This is a genomic window from Planctomonas deserti, assembly GCF_003067705.1.
Lineage (GTDB): Bacteria > Actinomycetota > Actinomycetes > Actinomycetales > Microbacteriaceae > Planctomonas > Planctomonas deserti.
In genome coordinates, this window is sequence record NZ_QANL01000001.1 from 290,646 (window position 1) to 316,451 (window position 25,806).

Genomic DNA, 25,806 nt, shown 5'->3' on the forward strand with positions numbered 1-25,806 from the left:
CTTTGCTCCACGCCCCCACGCCGGAGGGCGAACCTCGGCCCTCGTGGGAGTCGCTATAAATAAAACGTATGGACTAATTGCTGTCAAGAGTCCACGCGGCGGCGGCGCAAGGCGTTGTCAGGTCGAGATCAGGAGCGCGGAGGGCCGCGGCGAGAGGGCGTTGTCGAGCACGAGGCAGGCCGCGCCGACCGCGGCGACGTCCTCGCCGATCGAGCTCGCCGTCACGGTGACCGGGTGCACGCGCAGGAGCGCGGGATCCTTGGCGAGCATGCGGGGGATGTCGGCGAGGAAGACGTCGGAGACTCGCGACCAGAAGGGCCCGCCGAACACCACGGTGTCGACGTCGAGCAGGTTGAGCACGGTCACGAGGGCGTCCGACGCCGCCCGGGCGGCCTCGCGCAGGATCTGCCGGGCCGGCCCCTCCGCCTCGGCCTTCCGCGCGAGGTGGGTGAACAGCTCGTCCACGGCGGCGGCGTCGAGCGGGCCGGGCGGGGCGGCGAGGACCCCGGCACGGATGGCCTCGCCGACGAGGTGGACCGGCATGATGGCGGTTCCGACGCACCCGCGGCGGCCGCAGGTGCAGGCGGGCGCATCCCGGCCGGGCGGGGTGTGCGTGAGGATGTGCCCGGCCTCCCCCGCGTTGCCGCTGCGCCCGCGCACCACCTCGTGGTTCAGCGCGATGCCGACACCGAAGCCCGTGCCGTAGTAGAAGAACACGAGGTTGTCGCGGTCGCGCCGCGCGGTCGTCCACAGCTCGGCGACGGCGGCCGCGGTCACGTCCTTCTCGAGCAGCACGGGCAGCCCGGTCGCCTCGAGCAGGGCGTCCCGCAGCAGGACGCGCTTCCAGCCCACGAGCAGGGGCGCGTCGAGCACCACCCCGCGCTCGCGGTCGATGGGGCCGGGCGACGCGATGCCCAGGCCGATGATGCGGTCGCGGGGCACCCCCGAGGACTCGATGAGCGCGCCGACCGCCGACGCGATGCGTCGGACCACGTCGGCGGGCCGCACATCCGAGGGCGTGCGGCTGCGGGAGTGCGCGACGACCTGACCCTCGAGACCCAGCAGCACGAACGTGATGACCGACGGGTCGAGGTGCACCCCGACGGCGTACCGCCCCTCCGGCGACAGTTGCAGGATCGTGCGCGGCTTCCCCGGGCCGACGATGCTCTTTCCCGCCTCGCGCACCATGCCGGAGTCGAGCAGCCGGCGGGAGATGTTCGAGATGGTCTGCGCGCTGAGGCCGGTCTGCTGGGCGAGCTCCACCCGGCTCGCGCCGTCACCCGATCGGCGGATGAGGTCGAGGATCACCGTCTGGTTGTAGCCGCCCACGGCGGGGAGGTTGGTGCCACGACCCATGACCCTGCCCTCCCGTCGACCCGCGGCACGCCGACAGTGCCGCGGTCCTGCCAGTATGCAGCCACCCGGGCGGTCGACGGATGCGGCTGCTTCCGGGAACGACGGAGGCCCCGGATCCGAGGACGGATCCGGGGCCTCCGGAGTGCTTCTCGCGCCGCGGGACTAGCCCAGGCGCGACTTCAGGTTCTCCGCCAGCGTCGCGAGGAACTCCTCTGTGGTCTGGTACGGCTGGTCCGGTCCCACGAGGAGGGCGAGGTCCTTCGTCATCTTGCCGGACTCGACGGTCGTGATGACGACGTCCTCGAGCGTGGTCGAGAAGTCGATCAGCTCCTGGTTGCCGTCGAGCTTGCCGCGGTGGGCGAGCCCGCGGGTCCAGGCGTAGATGGACGCGATGGGGTTGGTCGACGTCGGCTTGCCCGCCTGGTGCTGGCGGTAGTGCCGGGTGACGGTGCCGTGCGCGGCCTCCGCCTCCACGATCTTGCCGTCCGGCGTGGTGAGCACGCTCGTCATGAGGCCGAGCGAGCCGAAGCCCTGGGCGACGGTGTCGGACTGCACGTCGCCGTCGTAGTTCTTGCACGCCCAGACGTAGCCGCCCTCCCACTTGAGGTTGGCGGCGACCATGTCGTCGATGAGGCGGTGCTCGTAGGTGAGGCCGGCGGCGTCGAACTGCTCCTTGAACTCGGCCTCGAAGACCTCCTGGAACAGGTCCTTGAAGCGGCCGTCGTAGGCCTTGAGGATCGTGTTCTTGGTCGAGAGGTAGACCGGGTAGTTGCGGTTCAGGCCGTAGCTCAGCGACGCGCGGGCGAAGTCGCGGATCGACTCGTCGAGGTTGTACATGCCCATTGCGACGCCGCTGCCGGGCGACTGGAACACCTCGAAGGACCGCGGCTCGGAGCCGTCCTTCGGGGTGAAGGTCATGGTGAGGGTGCCCTCGCCCTCGAAGCGGAAGTCGGTGGCGCGGTACTGGTCGCCGAACGCGTGGCGGCCGACGACGATCGGCTTGTTCCAGCCCGGCACCAGGCGCGGGATGTTGGATATGATGATCGGCTCGCGGAAGATCGTGCCGCCGAGGATGTTGCGGATCGTGCCGTTCGGCGAGCGCCACATCTTCTTCAGGCCGAACTCCTCGACGCGCGCCTCGTCCGGCGTGATCGTGGCGCACTTCACGCCGACGCCGTGCTTCTTGATCGCGTTCGCGGCGTCGATGGTGATCTGGTCGTCGGTCTCGTCACGCTTCTCGATGCCGAGGTCGTAGTACTCGAGGTTCACGTCCACGTAGGGGTGGATGAGGCTGTCCTTGATCGACTGCCAGATGATGCGCGTCATCTCATCGCCGTCGAGTTCGACGACGGTGCCTTCAACCTTGATCTTCGACAAGAGAACTCCCATGTTTCGTTGACTCGATGGATGCCGCATCCACCCTACTCGCTCCCGGAAGTATCTTGACATCGAGACATATTCGGCCGCGGGGCGCCCGCAGGACGCCTGCGCGCTACCAGGGGGCGAGTCCGCTCCGTTAGCCTGTGCCCATGGGTGAACTCAGACTTGAAGAACTGTCGGCGAGCACGATCGTGGCCGCGAACACGCTCTCACTCAAGCCTGGCCAGGAGGTCTTCGTCGCCCCGGTGTCGTTCTCGATCGCCGAGGCCTACGTGAACCCGAACACGGCGTGGCCGCGCGTCGTGCTCGAGGACGACGAGGTCGTCGGCTTCATCATGGGCAACTTCGACCCCGAGGCGCCCAACGAGATCTTCCGCAGCTGCATCTGGCGCATCAACGTCTCGGCCGACGCGCAGGGCCACGGCGTCGGCCGGTTCGCCGTGCTGCAGCTCGCCGAGGAGGCCCGCGCGCGGGGCTTCGACCGGGTCACCGTGATCTGGGAGTCCGGCGAGGAGGGCCCCGAGCAGTTCTTCCTGCGCATCGGTTTCACCGTCATCGGCGAGACGGAGTACGGCGAGCAGATCGGCGAGCTGCGCCTCTAGGCGCGTCGCGCGGCATGGCGGTCTTCGCGACCCCCGGCGAGTACACCGAGCAGGTGCTCGGCGTCGTCGAGTCCATCCCGGCCGGACGGGTCATGACGTACGGCGACGTTGCCGCGGTGTTCGGCGCGCGGGGTGCCCGGGCGGTCGGCATGGTGATGCGGTATCACGGCAGCGGACTGCCCTGGTGGCGCGTCATCCGCAGCGGCGGGCACCCGCCGACGGGCCTCGCGACGGAGGCCCTCATCCAGTACGAGCGCGAGGGTACGCCGCTGCTCCCGGCGAGCACGGAGGCCGGGTATCGAATCGATTACGATCAGGCCTCCTGGAGCCCCTGAAACCCCGTAATCATCCGGAAGTAGCACGGACGGGGGGTCTGTCGGACGATGCGACTGTCGGTGTTCGTTGCTTGACTGTTGCCCATGTCATCCCCCGCCGCGCGCACCGCCCTCCTCCTCCTGGTGAGCGCCCTCGCGCTCAGCGGCTGCTCCGCCCTGCGGCCGGTCACGGAGATCGCTGCGCCCGTGGACAACTCGCTCTTCCCCACCGTCGGGGACGCCGACGGAGAGCTGCCGGAGTGGGTGCCCGAGGACGCGGTGCAGATCCGCATGAAGTCCTCGAACTCGAGCGACGCCGCCATCGTCACCTACGTCTCCCCGACGCACTACCCGGCCGACGTGTGCACCGCGAGCGAGGCGCCGCCCCTGCCGCCGAAGCTGCGGGACAGCTGGTGGCCGCAGCAGCTGCCCGCGGAGACGGTCACCTGCCCGGACGGCTGGTTCGCGTTCGCGTCCGGTGACACGGTCTACGCCTGGACCGGCACCGAGTCCACGAGCCTCGCCCGCTAGCCGGCCGCGCCGCGCCTGTCCGGTCGCGCCTGCCGGTCGGCCCCGCCTGCCGGTCGGCCCCGCCCGGTCGCGCCTGCATCCGCACCCGCCCTGTCGCGCCTGCCCAGGCAGAGGCGTCGTGCCCGGCTTCAAGCTGGGCAGGATGCCCGTGCCTGGGCAGGGGCGGCTCAGGACTGCTCGAGCGTGCGGAGCGACCGGACCAGCTGCCGCGTGTACGGATGCTCCGGGGCCGTGAGGATCCGCACCGCGTCGCCCCGCTCGACGACGACCCCGTCCTTCATCACGAGCACGGTGTCGCTCAGGTGGTGGATGACGCCGAGGTCGTGGGAGATGAACAGGTAGCTGAGGCCGAGCTCGCGCTGCAGCACGACGAGGAGGTCGAGGATCTGCGCCTGCACGGACACGTCGAGCGCGGACACGGCCTCGTCCAGCACGAGCACGGACGGCGACGAGGCGAGCGCCCGGGCGATCGCCACGCGCTGGCGCTGACCGCCGGACAGGGTGAGCGGGAACCGCGGCAGCACCTCCTCCCCCAATCCCACCTGCTCGAGAAGCTCGAGCACGCGTCCACGGCGGGCGCGGGCATCCGGGTAGTACTCCGCGGACACGGCGTCGAGCAGGATGCGCTCCGTGTTCCAACGCGGGTCGAACGAACTCAGCGGGTCTTGGTAGACCACCGAGATGCGACCGCGCAGCGCCCGCCGGCGCGACTCGGGAACCGCGGACCACGGCTGCCCGAGCAGCGTCACCTCCCCCGCGTCCGGGGATTCGAGCGCGAGGGCGATGCGCGCGGTCGTGCTCTTGCCCGATCCGGACTCCCCCACGATGCCGAGCGTCGTGCCGCGCTCGAGCCGGAACGAGACGCCGTCGACGGCGGTGCTGCGGCTGCCGTCCGGCGCGCGGAAGCGCTTGACCAGGTTCCTCGCCTCGAGCACCGGCCCGTCGAGCCCGGCGAACCGCTCGGCGCTCCTGGCGGCAGAGGACGGCACGGACGGCGGGGCGTCCGGACTCAGCCGCCGGCCGCGCGTCGCGGCACCGGGCACGGCCTTCAGCAGTCGCCGGGTGTACTCGTGCCGCGGGTTCCGCAGCACCTCGTCGGCGGGCCCCGACTCCACGATGTGCCCGCCCTTCATGACGAGCACCGAGTCCGCGAGGTGGGCCACGACGGAGAGGTCGTGACTGATGAGCACGACCGACGCTCCCTGGCGCTTCCGCTGCCCGAGCAGCTCGAGTACCTGGGCCTGCACCGTCACGTCGAGCGCGGTGGTCGGCTCGTCGGCGAGGATGAGCTCGGGATCGAGCGCGAGCGCAGACGCGATGAGGGCGCGTTGGCGCAGGCCGCCCGAGAGCTCGCCCGGCCGCTGGCGGGCGCGGAGACCGGGGTCGGGGACGCCGACGGAGTCGAGGAGGTCGAGCACCTTGCGATGACGCTCGGGCCGGGAGCCCCAGCCGTGCAGCCGCAGCGCCTCCTCGATCTCCCGGCCCACGGGACGCAGCGGGTCGAGGGACACGAGGGCGTCCTGCAGGATGAAGCCGACGCGGCGGCCGCGGATGGCGCGCCACCGCCGCTCGGGAACCGCGGTGAGGTCCACGTCGCCCAGGGTCAGCCGCTCGGCCGACAACACGGCACCCTCGCCCGCGAGGCCCACCAGGGCCCGGGCGGTGACGCTCTTGCCCGAACCGGACTCGCCCACGATGGCGACGCAGTGGCCCGCCGGCAGGTCGAAGGACAGGTCGTGCACGACGGGGCGCACGACGCCGTTCCGGCGGAACCCGACGCTGAGCCCGCGGACCGAGAGCAGCGGGGCTGCCGCGGCGTCCCGCTCGCGGCGGTGCGCGGGCCGCTGCGTGGCGTGCGCCGAGCGATCGGGAACGAGTACCTCGGTCATTTCTCCCCCTTCTCGAGAGCGGACTGGATGTGCTTGCCGATGGTGGTGGTGGCGAGTGCGAGGAGCACGATCACGAGGCCGGGCAGCACCGTGAGCCACCACGCCTGGGTGACGTAGATCTTCCCCGCGTCGAGCAGGGCGCCCCACTCGGGAGCGGGCGGGGCGACGCCGAGGCCCAGGAAGGACAGGCTCGACGCCCAGACGATGGACTGACCCACCGAGAGGGCGAACACCGCGACGAGGGGCCGGATCGCGTTGGGCAGCACGTGCGTGCGCAGGATCCAGCCGCGCGGGTGCCCGAGCGCGACCGCGGCCTCGACGTAGCCGGAGTTCCTGGCGGAGAGGATCTGTCCGCGGATCATCCGGGCGTAGCCGGGCGCTGTGCCGACCCCGACCGCCACGACCTGGGTCCAGGCCGAGGGGCCGAGCACGGCCACGAGCAGGAGGGCGAGCAGCAGCGTGGGGAAGGCGAACAGCACCTCGACGACCCGGTTCACCGTTCCCGCGACGAACCTGCCCGCGAGCGCGGCGAGCGAGCCGAGCACGAGGGCGATGGCGAGGCTGAGCACGGTCGCGCCGACGCCGATGAGCAGGGACTGCCGGGCGCCGTGCACGATGCGGGTGTACAGGTCCCGGCCGGACTCGTCCGTGCCGAACCAGTGCTCGGCCGAGGGGGGCCGGAGCGCGTTCACCAGGTCGAGGGCGAACGGGTCGCGTGGGGCGAGCGCGGACGGCGCGGCGAGGGCCACGGCGAAGAACACCAGCACCAGCACCGCGGCCACGAGGTCGGGGGCGGGGCGCGGCGAACGGCGGGGCCCGCGGCGGGTCGGGGTGCCGCCGCCCGGCGCGGTGCGCGCGAAACGGGGGCGGCGGTCGAGGATGGTCATGCGTCCTTCAATCGGGGGTCGATGAGCGCGTACGCGAGGTCGACGAGCAGGTTCGCCACGACGTAGAGCGCCGCGATGAGCACGACGACGCCGGTGACGACGGGCAGGTCCTGGGCGTTCACGGCCGAGACGAGCACCGTGCCGATCCCTGCCCGGGAGTACACCGTCTCCACCACGACGGCGCCGGAGATGGTGGCGCCGAGGGCCCAGCCGGACAGCGTCACGGCCGGCAGCACCGAGTGGCGCAGCACGTGGCGCAACCGCACGCCGGCGTCCCCCATGCCCCTCATTCGCGCGGACAGCACGAAGGGCTGGGCGAGAGAGCGCTCGAACTCCGCCCGGGTCGCCTGCCCCAGGAATCCGGCGAGCGGGATGGCCAGGGTCAGGGCAGGTAGGAGCAGGCCCACCGGGCCGGTGCCGCCGATCACGGGGAACCAGCCGAGGGTCAGGGCGAAGACGAGCAGCAGCAGGATCCCCAGCCAGTAGTGGGGCAGGCCCGCCGCCGCGGTGTCCACCGCCTCCCCGAGCGCCCGGAGCGCCGGGCCGCGACCGGCCGTGAGGGTGACCCAGGTCACCATGAGGAGCCAGGCCAGCACGATCGCCGTCGCGGTCAGGGTGAGGGTCGGCCCGAGCTGCTCGAGGATCAGCGCGGCGACCGGGCGGTGCTGCTGGTACGAGGTGCCGAGGTCGCCGCGGACCAGTCCGCCGAGGTAGTCGAGGTACTGCACGACCAGCGGGTTCTTCAGCCCGTACTCCTCGTTGATGGCGGCCAGCTCCTCCGGCGTGCGCTGGATGGCCTGCCCGGCACGGACGTTGAGGATGACGGTCGCGCGGTCGCCCGGCAGCGCGGCCTGCGCCGCGAAGGCGGCGGTTGCGGCGCCGAGCAGCACGACGGCCGCGCCGGCGAGCTTGCCGCCGACGAGCCCGAGCCGCCCACCCAGGCGCGGCGGCGGGCCGCCGTCCCCGGTAGGCGGGACGGGTCCCCCGGGCCTGCCGACGGCGGCGCTCAGCTCGAGGTCACTCGACGAAGTACGCGTCATGGAACACCGGTCCTCCCTGTGCGTTCTCCTGCCACACGCCCTTCAGGAACGGCGACACGGCCAGCGTGCTCAGCCGGTCGTAGAGACCGATCGCGAGCGCGTGCTCCGCGATGTAGTCCTGGGCCTCGCCGTACAGGGCGTTCTGCTCCTGCGGGTCGACCGCCGAGTTCGCGCGCAGGATGATGTTCTCGAGCACGGGGTCGGCGTTGAACGCGTCGTTGTTGTAGTTCGGGGCCTCCGGCGTGGTCGGCCGCCAGTTGATGTGCAGGATGCCCGCGGTGACGCTCGTCCAGTACCCGGCGGAGATGTCCTTCTCCTCGGGCGTCGAGTAGGCGCCGGAGAAGAATGCGCTCTGCGGCACGGGAACGAGCTGCACGTCGAATCCGGACGCCTTCGCCTGCTCCTGCACGCCCTGCAGGATCGACGCCCCGTCGCTGTTGATGATCGAGCCGGCGCCGTAGGGCAGCACGACGGTCAGCTGCTCGCCGTCCTTCGTGCGCACGCCCTCGCCGCCGCTGCGGGTCCAGCCCGCCTCGTCGAGCAGCCGGTTCGCCTCGTCGAGGTCGAGGTCGTAGGCCTCCGCCGCGTCCGTGCTGTACCCGGGCGTCGTCCGGCTCACGCCGCCGTTGCCCTCGTAGGGGATGACGCCGCGGCCGATGGTCTCGACCAGCGAGCGTCGGTCGAGGCTGTACGCGAAGGCCTTGCGCACGCGCTCGTCGACGAAGGGGCCGTCGACGGTGTCGAAGGTCAGCTGCTGCGGGCGACCCGGGGTGACGTACTTGTGCAGCTCGTAGCCGCCCCCGTCGACGGTCGCCCACTCGATGGCGGGCACGTCGTAGACGGCGTCGGTCTCGCCGGACTTCAGCGATGCCGTCCGCGTTGTCGGGTCGGGCAGGAACCGCCAGTTCACCTTCTCGACGCGGGCGGGGCCCTCGTGCTTCGCGTTGGCCGGCCAGGACGTGTAGTGGTCGTTCCGCGCGAGAACGATGTTCTCGCCGCGGTTCCACTCCTCCACGATGAAGGCGCCGGTTCCGATGGGGCTCGCGCAGTTCTCCTCCTCGCTGCGGGTCTCGAGCGCCTGCTGCGACTGGATGCCGAAGTAGCCCTGGGTCAGCGTGTCCGCGAGGCGGGGGTAGGGCCGAGACAGCGACACCTCGAGGGTGCGGTCGTCGACCGCCCGGGAGGACGCGTAGTAGCCGTCGAGCCACACCTGTGCCGTGCTGTTGCCGCCGGCCAGCCAGTGGTCGAAGTTGTACGCCACGACCCCGGCCGTCAGTGGAGATCCGTCGGTGAACGTGACGCCGTCCTTGAGCGTGAACGTCCAGGTCAGCTGGTCGTCGGACACGCTCCAGGACTCCGCGAGCCACGGCACGACCTCGTGGTCCTCGTCGAGCGAGACGAGGTTGTCGAGCACCTGGTACGAGAGGTAGGCCTGTTCGATCCAGCCGCCGAAGACGCAGGCCGGCTCCTGCTGGTGGCCGTACTCGATGGTGCCGTCGGCGACGGGCTGGGCGTCGGCTGCGGGCCCGGCCGGCGCGCCGGAGCAGGCCGCGAGCGCCATCATCGTCGCCGCTGACGCGGCGGCGAGGGCGAGGGCGGTGCGTTTCTTCGGCATGGGTCGTACTCCTGTCGGGAAGGCTGATGCGATGTGGGTCCCGACAGTAGGGATCCGGGCGCGGGCACCGACAGCCCCTCCGGTCACGAGACGTAGCGGGGCGTAACGCCGCGTCACGAAGCGGCATCCGCCGCGCGGTCCGCCCCGGTCCCGGCGCCGATGCGACGGCGGGATGTCACGCGGCGACGCATCCCCTGCCGTCGGGTGCGGCCGGGATCCAGACTGAGGGCATGGCGAGAGAACTCCACTTCAACGGCTTCGAGATGAACACCCCGAGCCACATCAACCACGGCCTCTGGCGGCACCCCGGCAACAACCGGCACCGGTACACCGACCTGTCCTACTGGACCGAGACCGCGAAGCTGCTCGAGCGCGGCCTCTTCGACGCCCTGTTCCTCGCGGACGTCGTCGGCACCTACACGGTGTACCAGGGCAGCAGGGATCCCGCCGTCGAGCGCGGCATCCAGACGCCGAACAACGATCCGTTCCTGCTCGTGCCCGCCATGGCGGCCGTCACCGAGAACCTGGGCTTCGCCGTGACGTTCACGACCACCTACGAGCCGCCGTTCCCGAACGCCCGCCGGTTCAGCACGCTCGACCACCTCACCCGCGGTCGCGTCGCCTGGAACGTCGTCACGGGCTACCTGCCGGATGCCGCCAAGAACTTCGGCCTCAGCGAGCAGGTGCGCCACGACGACCGCTACGACGTCGCCGAGGAGTTCCTCGAGGTGTCGTACAAGCTGTGGGAGACGTCGTGGGAGCCCGACGCGGTGGAGCGAAACGCGGAGACCGGCCGCTACACCGACCCCTCGAAGGTGCACGAGATCGGGCACGAGGGCCGGTTCTTCCGGGTCAACGGCCCGCACCTCTCCGAGCCCTCCCCGCAGCGCACGCCCGTGATCTACCAGGCCGGCGCCTCGGACCGCGGCCGCGTCTTCGCCGCCCGGCACGCCGAGGCTATCTTCGTCGGCGCCCGCACCGTGGAGGCGGCCCGCGAGGTCGTGGAGGACGTGAAGCGTCTCGCGGTCGAGCTGGGCAGGCAGGCCGACGACATCCGCTTCCTCATCGGCCTCAACGTTGTCGTCGGACGCACCGAGGAGGAGGCGCGCGCCAAGCTCGAGGAGCTGCTGCCGTACCGCGACGTCGTCGGTTACCTCGTGCACTTCGGCGGCGGCAGCGGCATCGACCTCGCCTCGGCCGGCGCCGAGGAGTACATCGAGTACAAGGCGCGCGACCACATCCAGTCGTCCGAGAAGGCGTTCGCCGACAAGCGCGTGCGCGACGTCGTCGACCACTACGAGAACCCGCTCGCCGACCCGTTCTTCGTCTGGGGCACGCCGGAGCAGGTTGCGGACCGCATCGAGGAGCTCGCCGACGGCATCGGGCTCGACGGCTTCAACCTCGTGCAGTACCTCTCCCCCGGCACGTTCGAGGACTTCATCGAGCTCGTCGTTCCCGAGCTGCAGCGCCGCGGACGCTACCGCACGGAGTACCGTCCGGGCGAGACGCTGCGCGAGCGGCTGTTCGAGGGCCGCGGGCCCCTGCTGCCGGAGCGCCACCCCGCCGGCGCGCTGCGCGAGGCCGCGCGCTCCCAGCCGGTCGCCTGAGCAGGGCTGCGCGAGCCCCGCGCGCGCACCCGCGGACACGACGCTGAGCCTGTCGAAGGCGCGCAGGACGCTGCAGACACGGTCCCTGAGCTTGTCGAAGGGACGTTGCCTTTCGTCCCTTCGACAGGCTCAGGGACCGTGACGAGACCGCATCGCAATTCAGCAGGAACAGAACGACACGCCGCCCGCGGGGCCTTCGCGGCGGCGTGTCGTTCCCGTTCTGCTGAGTTGCGTTCCTTGCGGGGTCGGGATCGCGCCCGAACCGTGAGCCCGATGCGCTCGAGGGAACCCGGGGACTACACCAGCGAGTCGCGCCAGGCGGCGTGCAGCTGGGCGAACCGGCCCTCACCGCTGATCAGCTGCTCGGGCGCCCCGTCCTCCACGATGCGGCCCTTCTCCATCACGAGCACGCGGTCCGCGATCGCGACCGTCGACAGGCGGTGCGCGATGATGATGGCCGTGCGGTCCGCGAGCAGGGTCTGCAGGCCCTCCTGCACGAGGCGCTCGCTCGGGATGTCGAGCGACGACGTCGCCTCGTCGAGGATGAGCACCGACGGGTTCGCGAGGAACGCCCGCGCGAACGAGATCAGCTGACGCTGACCCGCCGACACGCGCCCGCCGCGCTTGTTCACGTCGGTGTCGTAGCCCTGCGGCAGCGTGCGGATGAACTCGTCCGCGCCGACCGCCCGCGCCGCCGCCTCGATCTCCTGCAACGACGCGTCCGGCTTGCCGATCGCGATGTTGTCCGCGACGGATCCGGAGAACAGGTACGCCTCCTGGGTCACCATGACGATCGCGCGGCGCAGGTCCTTCGGGTGCAGCTTGCGCAGGTCGACGCCGTCGAGCGTGATCGAGCCCTTCGTGGGGTCGTAGAAGCGCGAGATCAGCTTGGCGAGCGTCGTCTTGCCCGCACCCGTGGAGCCGACGAGGGCGATCGTCTGCCCGGCCGGGATGTCGAGCGAGAACTCCGGCAGCACGACCCGGCCCTCCTTGTAGGAGAACTCGGCCCGGTCGAAGCGCACGTGGCCGCGGGCCTTCCACAGGTCGATGGGCGCGGTCGGGTCCGGCACGCCCGGCTTCTCCTCGAGCACGCCCGAGATCTTCTCGAGCGCGGCGGACGCCGACTGGTAGCCGTTGTAGAACATCGCCATCTCCTGCGCGGGGCCGAAGAACTGGCGCGTGTACAGCAGCACGGCGAGCAGGGCGCCGATCGCGAGGTCGCCCTGCGCGATCCGCAGGCCGCCGATGAGCAGCACGACCGCAAGCGTCACGTTGCCGATGAGCACGAGCGCGGGGTCGTACGTGCCGAACAGCTGGATGACCTTCGCGTTGGCGTCGCGGTAATCCTCGACGAGCTCGGCGAAGTCCTCCTCGTTGCGCTTCTCCTTGCGGAACGCCTTCACGGCGCGGATGCCCGTCATGGACTCCACGAAGTGCACGATCAGCCGGGCGGACGCGACGCGGGTGCGGCGGAACATCTTCTGCGAGGCTAGGGCGAACCAGCGGGTGAGGAACGCGAGCGGGATGAGCGCGGCGAGAAGGATCAGGCCGCTCACCCAGTCGAGCGAGAACAGCGCGACGAAGGTGAACAGCATGAACAGCGAGCCCTGCACGAGCTGGGCGACGCCGCCCGCGAGGAGCTCGCGGATGGAGTCGAGGTCGCTCGTCTGCCGGGAGATGATCCGCCCCGACGTGTAGTTCTCGTGGAAGTCGAGGCTCAGCCGCTGCGTGTGCAGGAAGACGCGCTTGCGCAGGTCGATGAGGATCTCCTGCGCGATCTCCGCCGACAGCACCTGGAACCGTGCCACCAGGAACGCGCCGACGATGCCGACGAGCAGGTAGCCGATGATCACCGCGGCGAGCGGCACCCAGTCCTCGCGCTGGATGAGCGCGGGCAGCGCGCGGTCGATGCCGAGCGCGATGAGCGCTGGCCCGACCACGGAGGCCGCGGTCGCCACGAGGATCACGACGACCGTGAGGATGAACTTCTTCTTCAGCGGCTTGAGCGCGGATCCCAGCAGGCGCGTCGAGCGCTGCCGGATGGCGCGGCTCTCCGCGCGCGTGAAGTCGTCGCGCTCCTCGCCGGTCACACCGTGAACGCTCATGCGCTCACCTCCTCGCGCAGATCGGAGTCCTGGTCGTCCTCGAGGCTCGAGATGACGAATCGGTAGTGCTCACTCGTCGCGAGCAGCTCGGAGTGCGTGCCGATCGCGGTGATCCGGCCGTTCTCCAGCAGGGCCACCCGGTCGGCGAGCATCACGGTCGACGGCCGGTGGGCCACGATGAGCGCGGTCGTCGACGCGAGCACGCGACGCAGCGCCGCCTCGACGAGCGCCTCCGTGTCGACGTCGAGGGCGGACAGCGGGTCGTCGAGCACGAGCACGTCGGGCTTCGCCGCGACCGCGCGGGCGAGCGCCAGCCGCTGACGCTGTCCGCCGGAGAGGCTGAGGCCCTCCTCGCCGACCTTCGTGTCGACCCCGTCGGGCAGGTCGTACACGAACGTCGCCTGGGCGATCTCCAGCGCCTCGGCGAGCGCCGCGTCGGCCTCGGGGCCGCCTTCGGCGAACTCCTGGCGGCCGAGCAGCACGTTGTCGCGGACCGACGAGGAGAACAGGGTTGCATCCTCGAACGCCATGGCGATGTGGGTGCGCAGGTCCTCGCGGCTCAGCTCCCGCACGTCGACGCCGTCGAGCAGCACCGCGCCCCCCGTCACGTCGTACAGGCGCGTCGGCAGCGCGGTCAGGGTCGACTTGCCGGATCCGGTGAGGCCCACGAGCGCCATGGTCTCGCCCGGCTCCAGCGTGAGGTCGACGCCGTTCAGCAGGTCCGGCACGTGCGCGGGCGAGTCCTGGTAGCGGAAGTGCACGTCGTCGAACGTCAGCCGGCCGTGGGGCTCGGCGATCGTCTTCGGCTCCGCGGGGTCGGTGATCGTGTTCGTCTCGTCCATGACCTCGAAGTAGCGGTCGACCGCCGTGCGGGTGTCGAACGTCATCGAGAGCAGGAAGCCGATGGACTCGATCGGCCAGCGCAGCACGGTCGCGGTCGCGAAGAAGCCGACGAGGTCGCCGACCGAGAGCTCGCCGTTGTAGGCGAGCAGCACGCCGGCGAGCAGCGCGAGCGCGAACGTGACGTCCGGCACGAGCAGCAGCCATAGCCAGATGCCGGCGATGGCGCGCGCCTTCTCGATCTCCGTGCCGCGCAGGTCCTCCGCCTGGCTCGAGAAGTTGCGCAGCATGTGCTTGCCGCGGCCGAAGGCCTTGAGCACCCGGATGCCGTGCACGGACTCCTCGACGGCAGTCGCGAGGTCTCCGGCCTGGTCCTGGCTGCGGCGGGTGATGATCGAGTACTTCTTCTCGAACACGTAGCCGTAGATCCAGATGGGGATGGAGCAGATCAGGAAGCCGACGCCGAGGTACACGTTGATGCTGATCAGGAACCCGAAGCCGATGCCGATCGTGACGATGTTCACGATGAACAGCACGATGCCGAATGAGAGCCAGCGCCGGATCAGGTTCAGGTCGCTGACCATGCGGGACAGCAGCTGCCCGCTCTGCCAGCGGTCGTGGAAGGCGACGGGCAGGTCCTGCAGCTTGCGGTAGAAGTCGTTGCGCAGGCGCGACTCCACCTGGGTGCCCGGGGTGAGCACGAACCAGCGACGCAGCGCGATCATGACGGCCTCGAGCACGCCGAGTCCGAGGATGAAGAGCACGGCCGGCACGACCTGGGCCGAGTCACCGTCCTGCAGGGGTCCGTCGACGAGTCCGCGCAGCACCTGCGGGATGATGAGCGCGACGACGGCGCCGATGAGCGCTGCGATCATGCCCAGCACGATGCGCGGCATCGCGGGCCGGATGTAGGGGTAGAGCCGGGAGATCGTGGCGAGGGTCCCGCGGCGAGCGGTTGGGGGGTTGGTGGTCCGGTCGGACTCAGGCAAAACGAAATCCTCTTGAGTGGTAGCGACGATGCTGGAGGTGCGGCGGCGTCCCTGGGGGGAGGGCGTCGCGGGAGAAGGGGTCGGCGAGGTCGGCCGACGAGGTGGCGATGGAGGCGGCCCGACCGGCGGATGTGCCGGGGCCGTTCCTCCTAGCGGAGCCGGGCCGACTGGGGAGACGTCGGAAGGCCGAGGGGAAGGAGGGCCCCGATGACCGCCGTCAAGCCGGCGCGGTTCACCGTTGCGTTGCCTGTCGTCATGACGTCCTCCTCGGCTGCGTATGTCGAATCCGTAGGCCGATCCCCGCCACCGACTCCCCCGGCGGCCGCGACCAGCCTTTTACCCTAACCCTCCCTGAGAAATTGCCGCAATGACATAAGCAAAAGAATCGCAGTTATTGACAGATCGAATACATCGATATCGCTTTGCGCACTGTATTTCCCGATGGACTATTCGGTTTTCGCTTCTCCACCGTCGCCGACGTTCGGCACGCTCGGCTTGATCGCCGTGCCGCTCAGCCTCTTGGTCGGCTTTCCGGGTCGGGTCGGCTCGTCGGCCGGCTCTCCGGGTCGGCTCGGCGTGGCGTCAGCGGATGCGGACGGACAGGCAGGTCACGCAGCCCTCGAGCTTCTCGAACTCCGACACGTCGACGGTGACCACGCGGTAGCCGAGGTCGGCCAGGCGGGCAGCGGTCGCCGGCGCGGACGCGGACATGAGCAGCGTGCCCTCGTCGAGCACCACCACCGCGGAGCCGTGCGGTTCCGGCACGGCGAGGAAGCGGTCGAACATCTCCGGCGCATCGACGGTCTCGGGGTGTCCGATCACGGTGCCGTCGGGCAGCGCGGTGACCTGGGACTTGAGGTGCAGGGTCTTCGTCACCGGCACGGGGATGACTCGGTAACCGAGCGGCGACACGATGGCGCGCAGCTGGGCGATGCCCTCCGCGTTCGTACGGCCGCTGCGGCCGACGTAGACCTTGTCGCCGGCCTTGAGCACGTCGCCGCCGTCCAGGGTGCCGGGGAGCTCGATCCTCTCGACCGCGAAGCCGAGCTCGCGCACGGCCTCCTCGACGCCCTCGATCTCGCCGCGGCGCGACAGCGCACCCGGGCTGGTGAGCACGGCGGTGTCGCCGAACAGCACGACCGCATCCTCGACGAACACCGAGTCGGCGAGGTCGGACGCCGCGGGCACCTCGCGCGTCTTCCAGCCGTTCTCCTCGAACGCGAGCACGTAGCGCTCCCACTGCTCGTCGGCGAGCTGCTGGTCGATGGGCTGGCGGTCGAGGTGGGTGAGCTGCCCCTCCGCGAGCGTGGTCGCGGGGATCCGCACGAGGGCGGTGCGGGGCCGCTCGTCCTCGGTGGACCGGGCTGCGAGCATGGCGTTCCAGACCCGGCGGCCCAGCGTCGGGGTGGCGACCGCGTAGGCGAGCACGAAGATCAGGTTGACGCCGACGAGGCTGGCACCCGCGAAGCTGAGGACGTCGGAGTTGAGCGGCTGCCCGCCGCTCGTCACGGTGAGGATGGTGCCGAGCACGGCGCCCACGAGGCCGGACACCAGGCCGACGATGAGGGCGTTGTGCCAGCGCCGGAATCCGCCCAGCGCGGCGAACGCGACGAGCAGCACGAACGCGAACACGCTCGACCAGAGGAAGTAGGCGCTGACCTGCGCGAGCACCTGGAAGGTGCTGCCGCCGCCCACGAAGTAGGCGAGCGCGTTGACGACGTGCGCCACGGCCGCGACCACGAGGGCGGAGAGCACGGACGCGGCGAGCGCGCGCCCGAAGGAGACGTCGGCGATGGACCGCGGCGCTGCGGTGGTGGGGGTGCCGGTGGTGCGGGTGCCGCCGGTGGTGCGGGTGGTGCGGGTGGTGCGGGTGCCGCGGGTGCCGCGGCGTCCGCGCGACGGGGATGCCCCGCTGGAGCTCGAGCCCGTGCTGCGACCGGCGCCACCGCCCATCCCCGACGACCCCACGGCGCGGGACGCGGACACGGGTGCGGCCTCACCGGGCTGGTTCGTCCCGCCTGCGTCGTTGCGGTCGCGGCTGTTCGGGTCGTTCGGGGGCGCTGAAGTCACGAGCAACGACCCTACAGGCCCACCTTATGAGCAGTCCGAGAGCGCCGTCCCCGGACCCGCGGCCGCGCGGGCGCGGACGCGCGGGCGCGACGCAACCCGCAGATCGGGATGAGCACCGACGCAGATCAGCAAATCTCGCCCCGGAGCAACGCAACTCAGCAAATCACGCCCCGGACCAACGCAACCCAGCAGATTCGGGCCCACATCTCGCGCAACTCAGCAGATCCGCCCCGCCGAACGACGTTATTCAGCAGATCTCACTCGACACGCCGTCTGGAAGCAACGACACGCCGACCGCCCGCTCACATCTGCTGAATTGCGTCGAGTGGCGGGGTGCGCAGGGTCGCGCAGGGCCGGCGACACGGGAATCCGGAGAGACGTGGGGCGGCGGCGCAGGATCGGGACGGGACTTCGGCTACCCAGCACCGAACACAGGCTCGACGGATCCCAACACAGGCTCACCATTCCCCACACAGGCTCCACGGGCGTTCGCGAGGGTTCAATGCACGGAACTACGCGGGTGCGGCTTAGAGGGAGCCTGCGTTCGGGAACGGGGAGCCTGCGTTGAGCACGCGCACCGACAAACCGAGCACCCACACGCACCTACACCGCACGCACCTCACACTCCTACCCGCACACCGCGGGCACGCGCGGATCAGTGGAAGAAGTGGCGCTCGCCCGTGAAGTACATGGTCACGCCCGCCGCCTGGGCTGCCGCGATGACCTCCTCGTCCCGCACCGAGCCGCCGGGCTGCACCACCGCGCGCACGCCGGCCTGGAGGAGCACCTCGAGGCCGTCCGCGAACGGGAAGAACGCGTCCGACGCCGCCACGGATCCGCTCGCCCGGGCGCCGGCCCGGCTCACGGCGAGGTGGCACGAGTCGACCCGGTTCACCTGTCCCATTCCGACGCCGACGGATGCGCCGGCGTGGGCGAGCAGGATGGCGTTCGACTTCACCGAGCGGCAGGCCTTCCACGCGAACTCGAGGTCCGCACGCGTCGCCTGGTCCGCCTCGGCACCGGACACGAGCGTCCAGGAGGACGGGTCGAACCCGTCGAAGGTGTCCGCGGTCTGCACGAGGGCGCCGCCACTGATCTGCCGCACCTCGCGCGGCTCGCGCTCGTACCCGGCGGGCAGCTGCAGCAGGCGCAGGTTCTTCTTGGTCTTCAGCAGCGCGAGCGCGTCCGGCTCGAATCCGGGCGCCACGAGCACCTCGGTGAAGATCTCCTTCACCGTCTCGGCCATGCCGAGCGTCACCGTGCGATTCGCGGCGATCACGCCGCCGAACGCGGACACGGGGTCGCAGTCGTGCGCGCGCCGGTGGGCGGACGCGATGGGGTCCACCGCCGTCGGGGTGGCAACCGCGATGCCGCACGGGTTCGCGTGCTTGATGATCGCGACCGCGGGCTCGGCGAAGTCGAAGGCGGCGCGCACGGCCGCGTCCGCGTCGACGTAGTTGTTGTACGACATCTCCTTGCCGTGCAGCTGCTCGGCCTGGGCGATGCCCGCTCCCCCGGGGCTCGAGTAGAGCGCGGCCTTCTGGTGCGAGTTCTCGCCGTAGCGGAGCACCTGGGTGAGGGAGAACTCCGAGGTGAGGGAGTCCGCGAAGTCCGCGCCGTCGGCCGGCGTCGCGTCGGACGCGCCACCCGTCCCCTCGGGCGCCTCGAACCACGCCGCGACGGCGGCGTCGTAGGCGGCGGTGTGCGCGAACGCGGTAGCCGCGAGAGCGCGGCGCTGCACGAGCGACGTCCCGCCCGACCGCAGCGCTTCGAGGATCACCGGGTAGCTCGCGGGCGACACCGCGACGGCGACGTTTGCGTGGTTCTTCGCCGACGCGCGCACGAGCGCCGGGCCGCCGATGTCGATCTGCTCGACGACGTCGGCGGCCGATGCGCCGGAGGCGACGGTCTCCACGAAGGGGTACAGGTTCACCACGGCGAGCTGGAAGGGCGCGATGCCCAGCTCGCCGAGCTGCCGCTCGTGCGACTCGAGGCGGAGGTCGGCGAGCAGCCCGGCGTGTACGGCGGGGTGCAGCGTCTTGACGCGGCCGTCGAGCGACTCGGGGAAGCCCGTGACGGTGGAGACCTCGGTCACGGCGACACCCGCGTCGGAGATGGTCTTCGCGGTGGATCCCGTCGACACGATCTCGACGCCGGCCGCCGCGAGGGCTTCCGCGAGCTCGACGAGCCCCGTCTTGTCGCTCACGGAGATGAGCGCGCGCTCGATCTTCACGAGGTCGCGCTCCCGGTAGCTGGCCGGGTCGTGGGTGGGTCCGCTCATGGTGCAGTGCCTCCGGGGTCTCAGGTCAGGGTCTCGAGCGCGAGCGCTCCGTCGGCGATGTCGCGCACCGTCTGCACGAGCAGGGTGCGCTCCACCACCTTGATGCGCTCGTGCAGCGTCGTCTCGGTGTCACCGGGCAGCACGGGCACGCGCTGCTGGGCGATGATCGGTCCGCTGTCGACGCCGTTGTCGACCACGATGATGGATGCCCCGGTCTCCGTGACGCCCGCCGCGAAGGCGTCGCGCACGGCGTGGGCGCCGGGGAACTCGGGCAGGTACGCCGGGTGGGTGTTGATCAGGTTGGGCGTGAGCGCCTCGACGGCTGAGGGCGGCAGCAGCCGCATGAAGCCGCTCAGCACCACCAGGTCCGGCTGCCACACGCGGATCTGGCGGACGAGCTCGGCCGCCCACTCCTCACGGGTGGCGAAGTTCGTGAACGGCACCGTGAACGATGGGATGCCGAACTCCTCGGCGAGCCCGAGCCCGTCCGCGTCGCGATCCGCCCCGATGGCGATCACGCGCGCCGGATAGCCCGGATCCTCGGTCGCCTGCAGCAGCGCCCGGAGGTTGGATCCGCCACCCGAGATGAGCACCACGACCTTCAGCACTCGACAAGCCTAGCGGCGGCCGCGGAAGCGCCGGTCCCACCGGCGGTTGCCCGCTCGGCGCCCTGGTCGCACCGGCAGTTGCCGGTCCGCCGGTCCGCCGGTCCGGCGGTCCAGCTAGCGGCGACGCGGCAGGCGGATGCCCCGGGCGGCCGCCAGCATCCCGAGCACGGCGCCCCCGCCGATCTCGAGGAACGCGAACAGCAGCACCCACCACGGCGAGGGGCCCACATCGGCGAGGCGGCCGGGCCCGGCCGACCCGGCGGACCACCAGGTGAGCACGGCGAGCACGACCGCGCCCGCGAGGCCCATGCCTGCGCCGACCGCGGCGAGCCAGCGGCGCCCGGGGTCGGTGCCGCCGAACGCGCGGCGCACGCGCGGCTGCAGCGCGACCGCGGAGAGGAAGCCGGCGAGCACGGGCACGAGCACGCCGAGCAGACCGAAGGTCAGCTCGCCCTGCGGCAGCGGGCCGAGCAGCGGAAGGGCGGGGATGGGGCCGAGGGAGGTGCCGAGCGGCGAGACGGACGAGCCGGTGCCGATGGCGAAGCCCGGCCCGACGAGCCAGCTCGCGCCCCACAGCACGACGTTCGGGATGAGCGCGAGCTGCGCGAGCGTGAGGGCGATGCCGCCGGCGACGCCCGTCTGCAGGGACTCGTAGAGCGTGATGACCCGCGCGTACCCGGTCGCGAGCAGCACGGCGACCGCGATCGAGGCGGCGGCGATCACGGCGAAGGCCGATGCGGCCCCGCCGGACAGGGCGGACGCGGCGGACGCGCGCAGGTGACCCGGCACCGCGTCGAGCCGCTCGCGCGCGCTCCGCACCGGAGCAAGCACCGCCCGTCCGGCCCGCGAGGAGCGGAGCGTCGCACCCAGCGTCGATCCGAGGGAGGACGCCCGGGCCGAGAGGCTGGCGCCCGCCGCGGAGGCACGGGATCGGCGCCGGCGGCCGAGCTCGGAGCCGATGGCGACGCCGGAGCCGAAGACGAGCGTGGGCAGCACGATCCCCTGTGCAAGCGCGGGCGCGGCGTTCGGGTGCTGGGCCAGCAGGGTGACGCCGACCGCGATCAGGGCGAAGACCGCGACGGCGGCTGCGAGCCCCAGTGCGCGGTGGTCGGTGTCGCCGAGGCGGCGGCCCGCGCGCATCCCGAGCAGCAGGGTGAGCACGGCGAAGCCGAGCGGCGCGAGGGTCAGCGTGAACGGCGCCTCGGCGCCGGCGAGGCCGAGGGAGGCGGCGATGGCGGGGTCGAGGACGACCGCGAGGTCCGCCCCGTGGCCGAGCAGCCAGACGTCGACCGCGGCCCGGAAGAACACCGCCCAGTCGATCTGCAGGTCGTACTGGGTCGCCCAGAGCACCGTGAGCGGTACGAGCGGGATGCCGATGCCGATCGCGGCGACCAGGAGGGCTTCGAGGGCCGCGAAGAGCGCGGTGGTTGGACGATTCATGCGGCTTCGACCCTACCGGCGCCCGCCTGGACGGCCCCGCTCAAACGCCGTGAGGTGCCGCCTTCGGACCCTCCCGAGCTGCCGGCGGGACCGAAGGCGGCACCTCACGATGCCTACGGGACGCCTACAGGGCCTGGATGACCTCGCGCATGAGGTTGGCGGTCTCCGTCGGCGTCTTGCCGACGCGCACGCCCGCGGCCTCGAGGGCCTCCTTCTTGCCCTGCGCCGTTCCGCTGCCGCCCGAGACGATGGCGCCGGCGTGGCCCATGGTCTTACCCTCGGGGGCGGTGAAGCCGGCGACGTAGGCGACGACGGGCTTCGTCACGTTCTTCTGGATGAAGTCGGCTGCGCGCTCCTCGGCGTCGCCGCCGATCTCGCCGATCATGACGATGGCCTTGGTCTCCGGGTCCGCCTCGAACGCGGCGAGCGCGTCGATGTGGGTGGTCCCGATGATCGGGTCGCCGCCGATGCCGACGGCGGTGGAGATGCCGATGTCGCGCAGCTCGAACATCATCTGGTAGGTCAGGGTGCCCGACTTGGAGACGAGGCCGATGGGGCCGGCGTCCGTGATGGTGGCCGGGATGATGCCGGCGTTCGACTTGCCGGGGCTGATGACGCCGGGGCAGTTCGGGCCGATGATCCGGGTCTTGTTGCCGTGGTTGTTGGCGTGCGCCCAGAACTCGGCGGAGTCCTTCACCGGGATGCCCTCCGTGATGACGACGGCGAGCGGGATGCCCGCGTCCACGGCCTCGATGACGGCGTCCTTCGCGAAGGCCGGCGGCACGAAGATGACGGAGACTGTCGCGCCGGTCTCGGCCATGGCGTCGGCGACCGTGCCGAAGATCGGCAGCGAGGTGCCCTCGATCTCCACCTGGGTGCCCGCCTTGCGGGGGTTGACGCCGCCGACGATGCGCGAGCCGGAGCGCAGCATGCGTGCCGCGTGCTTGCTCCCCTCGGATCCGGTGAGGCCCTGGACGATGATGATCGAGTTCTCGTCGAGAAGAATCGACATGGGTGTTTTCCTTTTCTCTGTCGGAACGCGGATCAGTTGGCGGCGTTGGCGAGCTCTGCTGCGCGGTCGGCCGCCTCGTCCATGGTGTCGACGACGGTCACGAGCGGGTGGGCTGCCTCCGCGAGGATGCGCCTGCCCTCCTCGACGTTGTTGCCGTCGAGGCGCACCACGAGGGGCTTCGAGGCGGCGTCGCCCAGCTTGTCGAGCGCGCCGACGATGCCGTTCGCGACGGCGTCGCAGGCGGTGATGCCACCGAAGACGTTCACGAACACGCTCTTGACCTGGTCGTCGCCGAGGATGACGTCGAGGCCGGCCGCCATGACCTCGGCGGACGCGCCGCCGCCGATGTCGAGGAAGTTGGCCGGCGTGACGCCGCCGTGCTTCTCGCCCGCGTAGGAGACGACGTCGAGCGTGCTCATCACGAGTCCGGCGCCGTTCCCGATGATTCCCACCTGGCCGTCGAGCTTCACGTAGTTGAGGTCGGACTCCTTGGCCTTGGCCTCGAGCGGGTCGGTGTCGCCCGCGACGACGAGCGCCTCGTGCTCCGGGTGCCGGAACCCGGCGTTCTCGTCGAGCGTGACCTTGCCGTCCAGTGCGATGATCTCGCCGTCCTCGGTGAGCACGAGCGGGTTCACCTCGACCAGCGTTGCGTCCTCGTCGCGGTAGACCGTCCAGAGGCGCTCGATCACGGGAGCGACCTTCTCGATCAGCTCCTCCGGGAACGACGCGGCGCGGGCGATCTCGCGGGCCTTCTCGGCGTCGACGCCGGCCAGCGGGTCGACCTCGACGCGGGCGAGGGCCTCCGGCTTCGTGACCGCGAGCTCCTCGATCTCCATGCCGCCCTCGACGCTGGTGAGCGACAGGTAGGAGCGGTTGGCGCGGTCGAGCAGGATCGAGAAGTAGAACTCCTGGGCGATCCGGGCGCCGGCGGCGACCATCACGCGCTGCACGGTGTGACCCTTGATGTCCAGACCGAGGATGGCCTGTCCCGCCTCGAACGCGGCCTCCGGGGTCTTGACGACCTTCACGCCGCCCGCCTTGCCGCGGCCGCCGGTCTTGACCTGGGCCTTCACGACGACGGTGCCGCCGAGCTTCTCCGCGGCGGCGCGCACCTCCTCGGGCGTGTCCGCGACGATCCCCGGCAGCACCGGCACTCCGTAGGACTCGAAGAGGTCCCTCGCCTGGTATTCGAATAGGTCCACGCTGTCCATCCCATCCGCGCGCCGGCTCCGGCGCGCGTAGTCGCGGTGTTTGAGTTCGTCGGTCGGGAGCCGCCCCGCGCGAAAGGATCCGCGCCGAGTCCGTGGTTCCGAGAGACCGTCAAAAAGCCTACCGCTAGCGTTTCCGTGTGCGGGACGATCGGCGGAGTCGCGCACACGGTGGAACCGGGGAGCGGAGGCGCGGGATGCGGTGGGAGCGACCCCGGTGGGGAAGCATGGCGGAGCTCGGAAGCGAGGCGCTGCTGATCGGCGCGGGCGGGTACGCCATCCTGATGCAGATCGCCGACCCGGCGGTCGGCCGCGGCGTCGCCGCGCACTCGGGCTTCGTCCGCGACCCCGTGGGGCGGCTGCGCAACACCCTCGCCTACTCCTACGCGGTCGGCTGCGGCACGACCGAGGACGTGCGCCGGGCCGTCGCCCTCGTCAACGCCGCGCACCGCGCAGTGCGCGATGACGCCGACGGGGACAGACCGGCCTACGACGCCGTCGACCCGCAGCTGCAGCTCTGGGTCGCGGCCACCCTGTGGGACGCCGCGGTGCGCATGCACGAGGTCGTGTTCGGCGCCCTCGACGCCGAGGCCGCCGACCGGATCTACGCGGAGTGGGTGGCGCTCGGCACCAGCCTGCAGATGCCGGCCGAGCGGTGGCCGGCGGATCGCGCCGCGTTCGACCGGTACTGGCGGGCCGCGGTCGACCGGCTCACCGTGACGGACGAGGCGCGATCGGTCGCCGACGCCCTGCTGCACCCGGTCGCGGCACCGCTCTGGATGAGGGCGGCGCTGCCTCTCGGCCGGCTCGCGACCGCCGGTCTCCTGCCGCCCCGCCTGCGCCGGGAGTACGGGATGCCGTGGGGACCGCGCCGCCGGCGCCGGTTCCTGCTGCTCCTCGCGGTGACCCGGCTCGTGTACCCGCTGCTGCCCGCCCGCATCCGGCACTGGCCCCGCGACTACTGCCTCGGCGTGCTGCGCGGCACGCGGCGCGCACGACCGGCCGCCGCGTAGGGCGGGCTACTCCTCGGCGGGAACGCGCACGGTCAAGCCGCCCGGCACGATGCGCGCGCGGAAGGCCACCGCGCGCCCGAACCCGTCGCCGTCGAGCTGGATCTCCTCGGGGCGGCTCAGCCGGACCGTGACGAGCTTCGCCTTCTGGTAGTTCAGCGCGTCGACCTCCTTGGTCATGAGCTTGTCGCCGAAGCGGAGGCGGCGTAGCACCCCGTTCTCCCAGAGGATTTTCACGGCGATCTGCACCCAGCTGACCAGGCCCTCCGGTCGCAGCAGCAGGATCTCGAACTCGCCGTTGTCGATGACGGCCTCCGGCAGGAGCAGCACGTTCGCCTGCAGCGCGCCGGTGTTGCCGACGATGATGGTGTGGGCTCGAATCGACCTCACCCGCTTGTCGTCGAGCTTGTACTTGACCCGCAGCTGGTTCTTGTCGAGCAGCGCCTTCCCGAACGCGCTGACGTACGCGAGCCAGCCGACCTTCTTCTTGAGCTCGTCGTCCGTGTTGGCCAGCATCTTGGCGTCGAGCCCGAGTCCCGCCATCACGAGGAAGGCGTGGGAGGTCATCGAGCCGTCCTCGTGACGGATGTCGATCTCGGCGATGTCGATGTCACGGTCGGTGCCCGAGAAGGCGGAGTGGATGGAGTGCTGGAGGTCGTTGAGCGTCAGCTTCAGGTTGCGCGCCAGCAGGTTCCCGGTGCCGGACGGCAGCAGCGCGAGCGTGGCGTCGCTCGGGTAGACGACCTCGGCGATCGCGCGCACCGTGCCGTCGCCGCCTGCCGCGATGACCATCGTGGCGCCGGCCTCCAGCGCCTCGCGCGCGGCCCCCTGCCCGGGATCCTCGACGGAGGTCTCGAACCACAGCGTCTCGGCCCAGCCGGCCGCGGCCTCCTCCGTCGCGACGACGGCCCGGATGGCTTCGAGGTCGACCTTGATGGGGTTGTAGACGACGGCCGCGGTCTGGGTCCGCGTCGAGGTTCCTGCTTCAGTCATCCCCCCAGTGTGGCGGGCCGCCCCGGTTT

Annotated in this window: 20 protein-coding genes; 5 read left to right on the forward strand and 15 right to left on the reverse strand. The window is 71.2% G+C overall.

What is annotated here, in order from left to right:
- Positions 1-117: 117 nt before the first annotated feature.
- Positions 118-1,356 (reverse strand): ROK family transcriptional regulator, encoded by a 1,239-nt coding sequence (locus tag DAI20_RS01300; RefSeq protein WP_108248781.1) that lies wholly within the window; start codon positions 1,354-1,356, stop codon positions 118-120.
- Positions 1,357-1,518: 162 nt separating this feature from the next.
- Entirely contained in the window at positions 1,519-2,733 is a 1,215-nt protein-coding gene (locus tag DAI20_RS01305; protein ID WP_108248782.1) for an NADP-dependent isocitrate dehydrogenase, read from the reverse strand.
- 152 nt (positions 2,734-2,885) lie between these two features.
- Here DAI20_RS01305 and DAI20_RS01310 point away from each other — a divergent pair, with 152 nt between their 5' ends.
- The 3 genes from DAI20_RS01310 (at position 2,886) to DAI20_RS01320 (ending at position 4,183) form a co-directional block, all read left to right on the forward strand.
- On the forward strand, positions 2,886-3,338 hold the full coding sequence (locus tag DAI20_RS01310; RefSeq protein ID WP_108248783.1) for a GNAT family N-acetyltransferase: 453 nt from the start codon (positions 2,886-2,888) through the stop codon (positions 3,336-3,338).
- Between the two features lie 14 nt (positions 3,339-3,352).
- The gene (locus DAI20_RS01315; protein WP_108248784.1) at positions 3,353-3,673 is read left to right on the forward strand and encodes an MGMT family protein; all 321 of its coding nucleotides are present in this window, start codon (positions 3,353-3,355) and stop codon (positions 3,671-3,673) included.
- A gap of 84 nt (positions 3,674-3,757) precedes the next feature.
- The gene (locus tag DAI20_RS01320; RefSeq protein ID WP_108248785.1) at positions 3,758-4,183 is read left to right on the forward strand and encodes a hypothetical protein; all 426 of its coding nucleotides are present in this window, start codon (positions 3,758-3,760) and stop codon (positions 4,181-4,183) included.
- Between the two features lie 167 nt (positions 4,184-4,350).
- On the opposite strand, the gene DAI20_RS01325 is transcribed toward DAI20_RS01320, so the two are convergent.
- From DAI20_RS01325 to DAI20_RS01340, 4 genes are read right to left on the reverse strand one after another with little or no spacing between them, the layout of a single operon-like run.
- Positions 4,351-6,072: a dipeptide ABC transporter ATP-binding protein gene (locus tag DAI20_RS01325; protein WP_108248786.1), complete on the reverse strand. Its 1,722-nt coding sequence runs from the start codon at positions 6,070-6,072 to the stop codon at positions 4,351-4,353.
- Entirely contained in the window at positions 6,069-6,959 is an 891-nt protein-coding gene (locus tag DAI20_RS01330) for an ABC transporter permease (protein WP_108248787.1), read from the reverse strand. Before DAI20_RS01330 ends, DAI20_RS01325 begins: the two co-directional genes overlap by 4 nt.
- Positions 6,956-7,999: an ABC transporter permease gene (locus DAI20_RS01335; RefSeq protein ID WP_108248788.1), complete on the reverse strand. Its 1,044-nt coding sequence runs from the start codon at positions 7,997-7,999 to the stop codon at positions 6,956-6,958. Before DAI20_RS01335 ends, DAI20_RS01330 begins: the two co-directional genes overlap by 4 nt.
- A complete protein-coding gene (locus DAI20_RS01340; protein WP_108248789.1) occupies positions 7,977-9,614 on the reverse strand; it encodes an ABC transporter substrate-binding protein in 1,638 nt (545 codons plus the stop codon). Before DAI20_RS01340 ends, DAI20_RS01335 begins: the two co-directional genes overlap by 23 nt.
- A gap of 230 nt (positions 9,615-9,844) precedes the next feature.
- On the opposite strand from DAI20_RS01340, the gene DAI20_RS01345 reads away from it, so the two are divergent.
- Complete coding sequence (locus DAI20_RS01345) at positions 9,845-11,221, forward strand: LLM class flavin-dependent oxidoreductase (protein WP_108248790.1); 1,377 nt, start codon at positions 9,845-9,847, stop codon at positions 11,219-11,221.
- A 296-nt stretch (positions 11,222-11,517) separates the two neighbouring features.
- Here DAI20_RS01345 and DAI20_RS01350 read toward each other — a convergent pair whose 3' ends face one another.
- From DAI20_RS01350 to sucC, 8 genes are all read right to left on the reverse strand, one after another.
- Complete coding sequence (locus DAI20_RS01350) at positions 11,518-13,326, reverse strand: ABC transporter ATP-binding protein (RefSeq protein WP_108248791.1); 1,809 nt, start codon at positions 13,324-13,326, stop codon at positions 11,518-11,520.
- Positions 13,323-15,062, reverse strand: coding sequence for an ABC transporter ATP-binding protein (locus tag DAI20_RS01355; protein WP_108249665.1), 1,740 nt, complete (start codon positions 15,060-15,062; stop codon positions 13,323-13,325). The genes DAI20_RS01350 and DAI20_RS01355 overlap by 4 nt, the downstream gene beginning before the upstream one ends.
- Positions 15,063-15,737: 675 nt before the next feature.
- Positions 15,738-17,225, reverse strand: a complete 1,488-nt coding sequence (gene ddaH / locus DAI20_RS19030) for a dimethylargininase (RefSeq protein WP_306766447.1) — start codon at positions 17,223-17,225, stop codon at positions 15,738-15,740.
- Between the two features lie 655 nt (positions 17,226-17,880).
- On the reverse strand, positions 17,881-19,506 hold the full coding sequence (purH, locus tag DAI20_RS01365) for a bifunctional phosphoribosylaminoimidazolecarboxamide formyltransferase/IMP cyclohydrolase (RefSeq protein WP_108248792.1): 1,626 nt from the start codon (positions 19,504-19,506) through the stop codon (positions 17,881-17,883).
- A gap of 20 nt (positions 19,507-19,526) precedes the next feature.
- Positions 19,527-20,114 (reverse strand): phosphoribosylglycinamide formyltransferase, encoded by a 588-nt coding sequence (gene purN, locus DAI20_RS01370; protein WP_108248793.1) that lies wholly within the window; start codon positions 20,112-20,114, stop codon positions 19,527-19,529.
- 114 nt (positions 20,115-20,228) lie between these two features.
- Positions 20,229-21,554 (reverse strand): cell division protein PerM, encoded by a 1,326-nt coding sequence (locus DAI20_RS01375; RefSeq protein ID WP_108248794.1) that lies wholly within the window; start codon positions 21,552-21,554, stop codon positions 20,229-20,231.
- A gap of 124 nt (positions 21,555-21,678) precedes the next feature.
- The gene (gene sucD / locus DAI20_RS01380; RefSeq protein WP_108248795.1) at positions 21,679-22,566 is read right to left on the reverse strand and encodes a succinate--CoA ligase subunit alpha; all 888 of its coding nucleotides are present in this window, start codon (positions 22,564-22,566) and stop codon (positions 21,679-21,681) included.
- 32 nt (positions 22,567-22,598) lie between these two features.
- Positions 22,599-23,768, reverse strand: a complete 1,170-nt coding sequence (sucC, locus tag DAI20_RS01385) for an ADP-forming succinate--CoA ligase subunit beta (protein WP_108249667.1) — start codon at positions 23,766-23,768, stop codon at positions 22,599-22,601.
- Between the two features lie 233 nt (positions 23,769-24,001).
- On the opposite strand from sucC, the gene DAI20_RS01390 reads away from it, so the two are divergent.
- Positions 24,002-24,787 carry an oxygenase MpaB family protein gene (locus tag DAI20_RS01390; RefSeq protein WP_240605813.1) on the forward strand — a complete coding sequence of 262 codons (786 nt, stop codon included), beginning with the start codon at positions 24,002-24,004 and terminating at the stop codon, positions 24,785-24,787.
- 6 nt (positions 24,788-24,793) lie between these two features.
- On the opposite strand, the gene DAI20_RS01395 is transcribed toward DAI20_RS01390, so the two are convergent.
- Positions 24,794-25,777 (reverse strand): diacylglycerol/lipid kinase family protein, encoded by a 984-nt coding sequence (locus DAI20_RS01395; RefSeq protein WP_108248797.1) that lies wholly within the window; start codon positions 25,775-25,777, stop codon positions 24,794-24,796.
- Positions 25,778-25,806 lie beyond the last annotated feature (29 nt).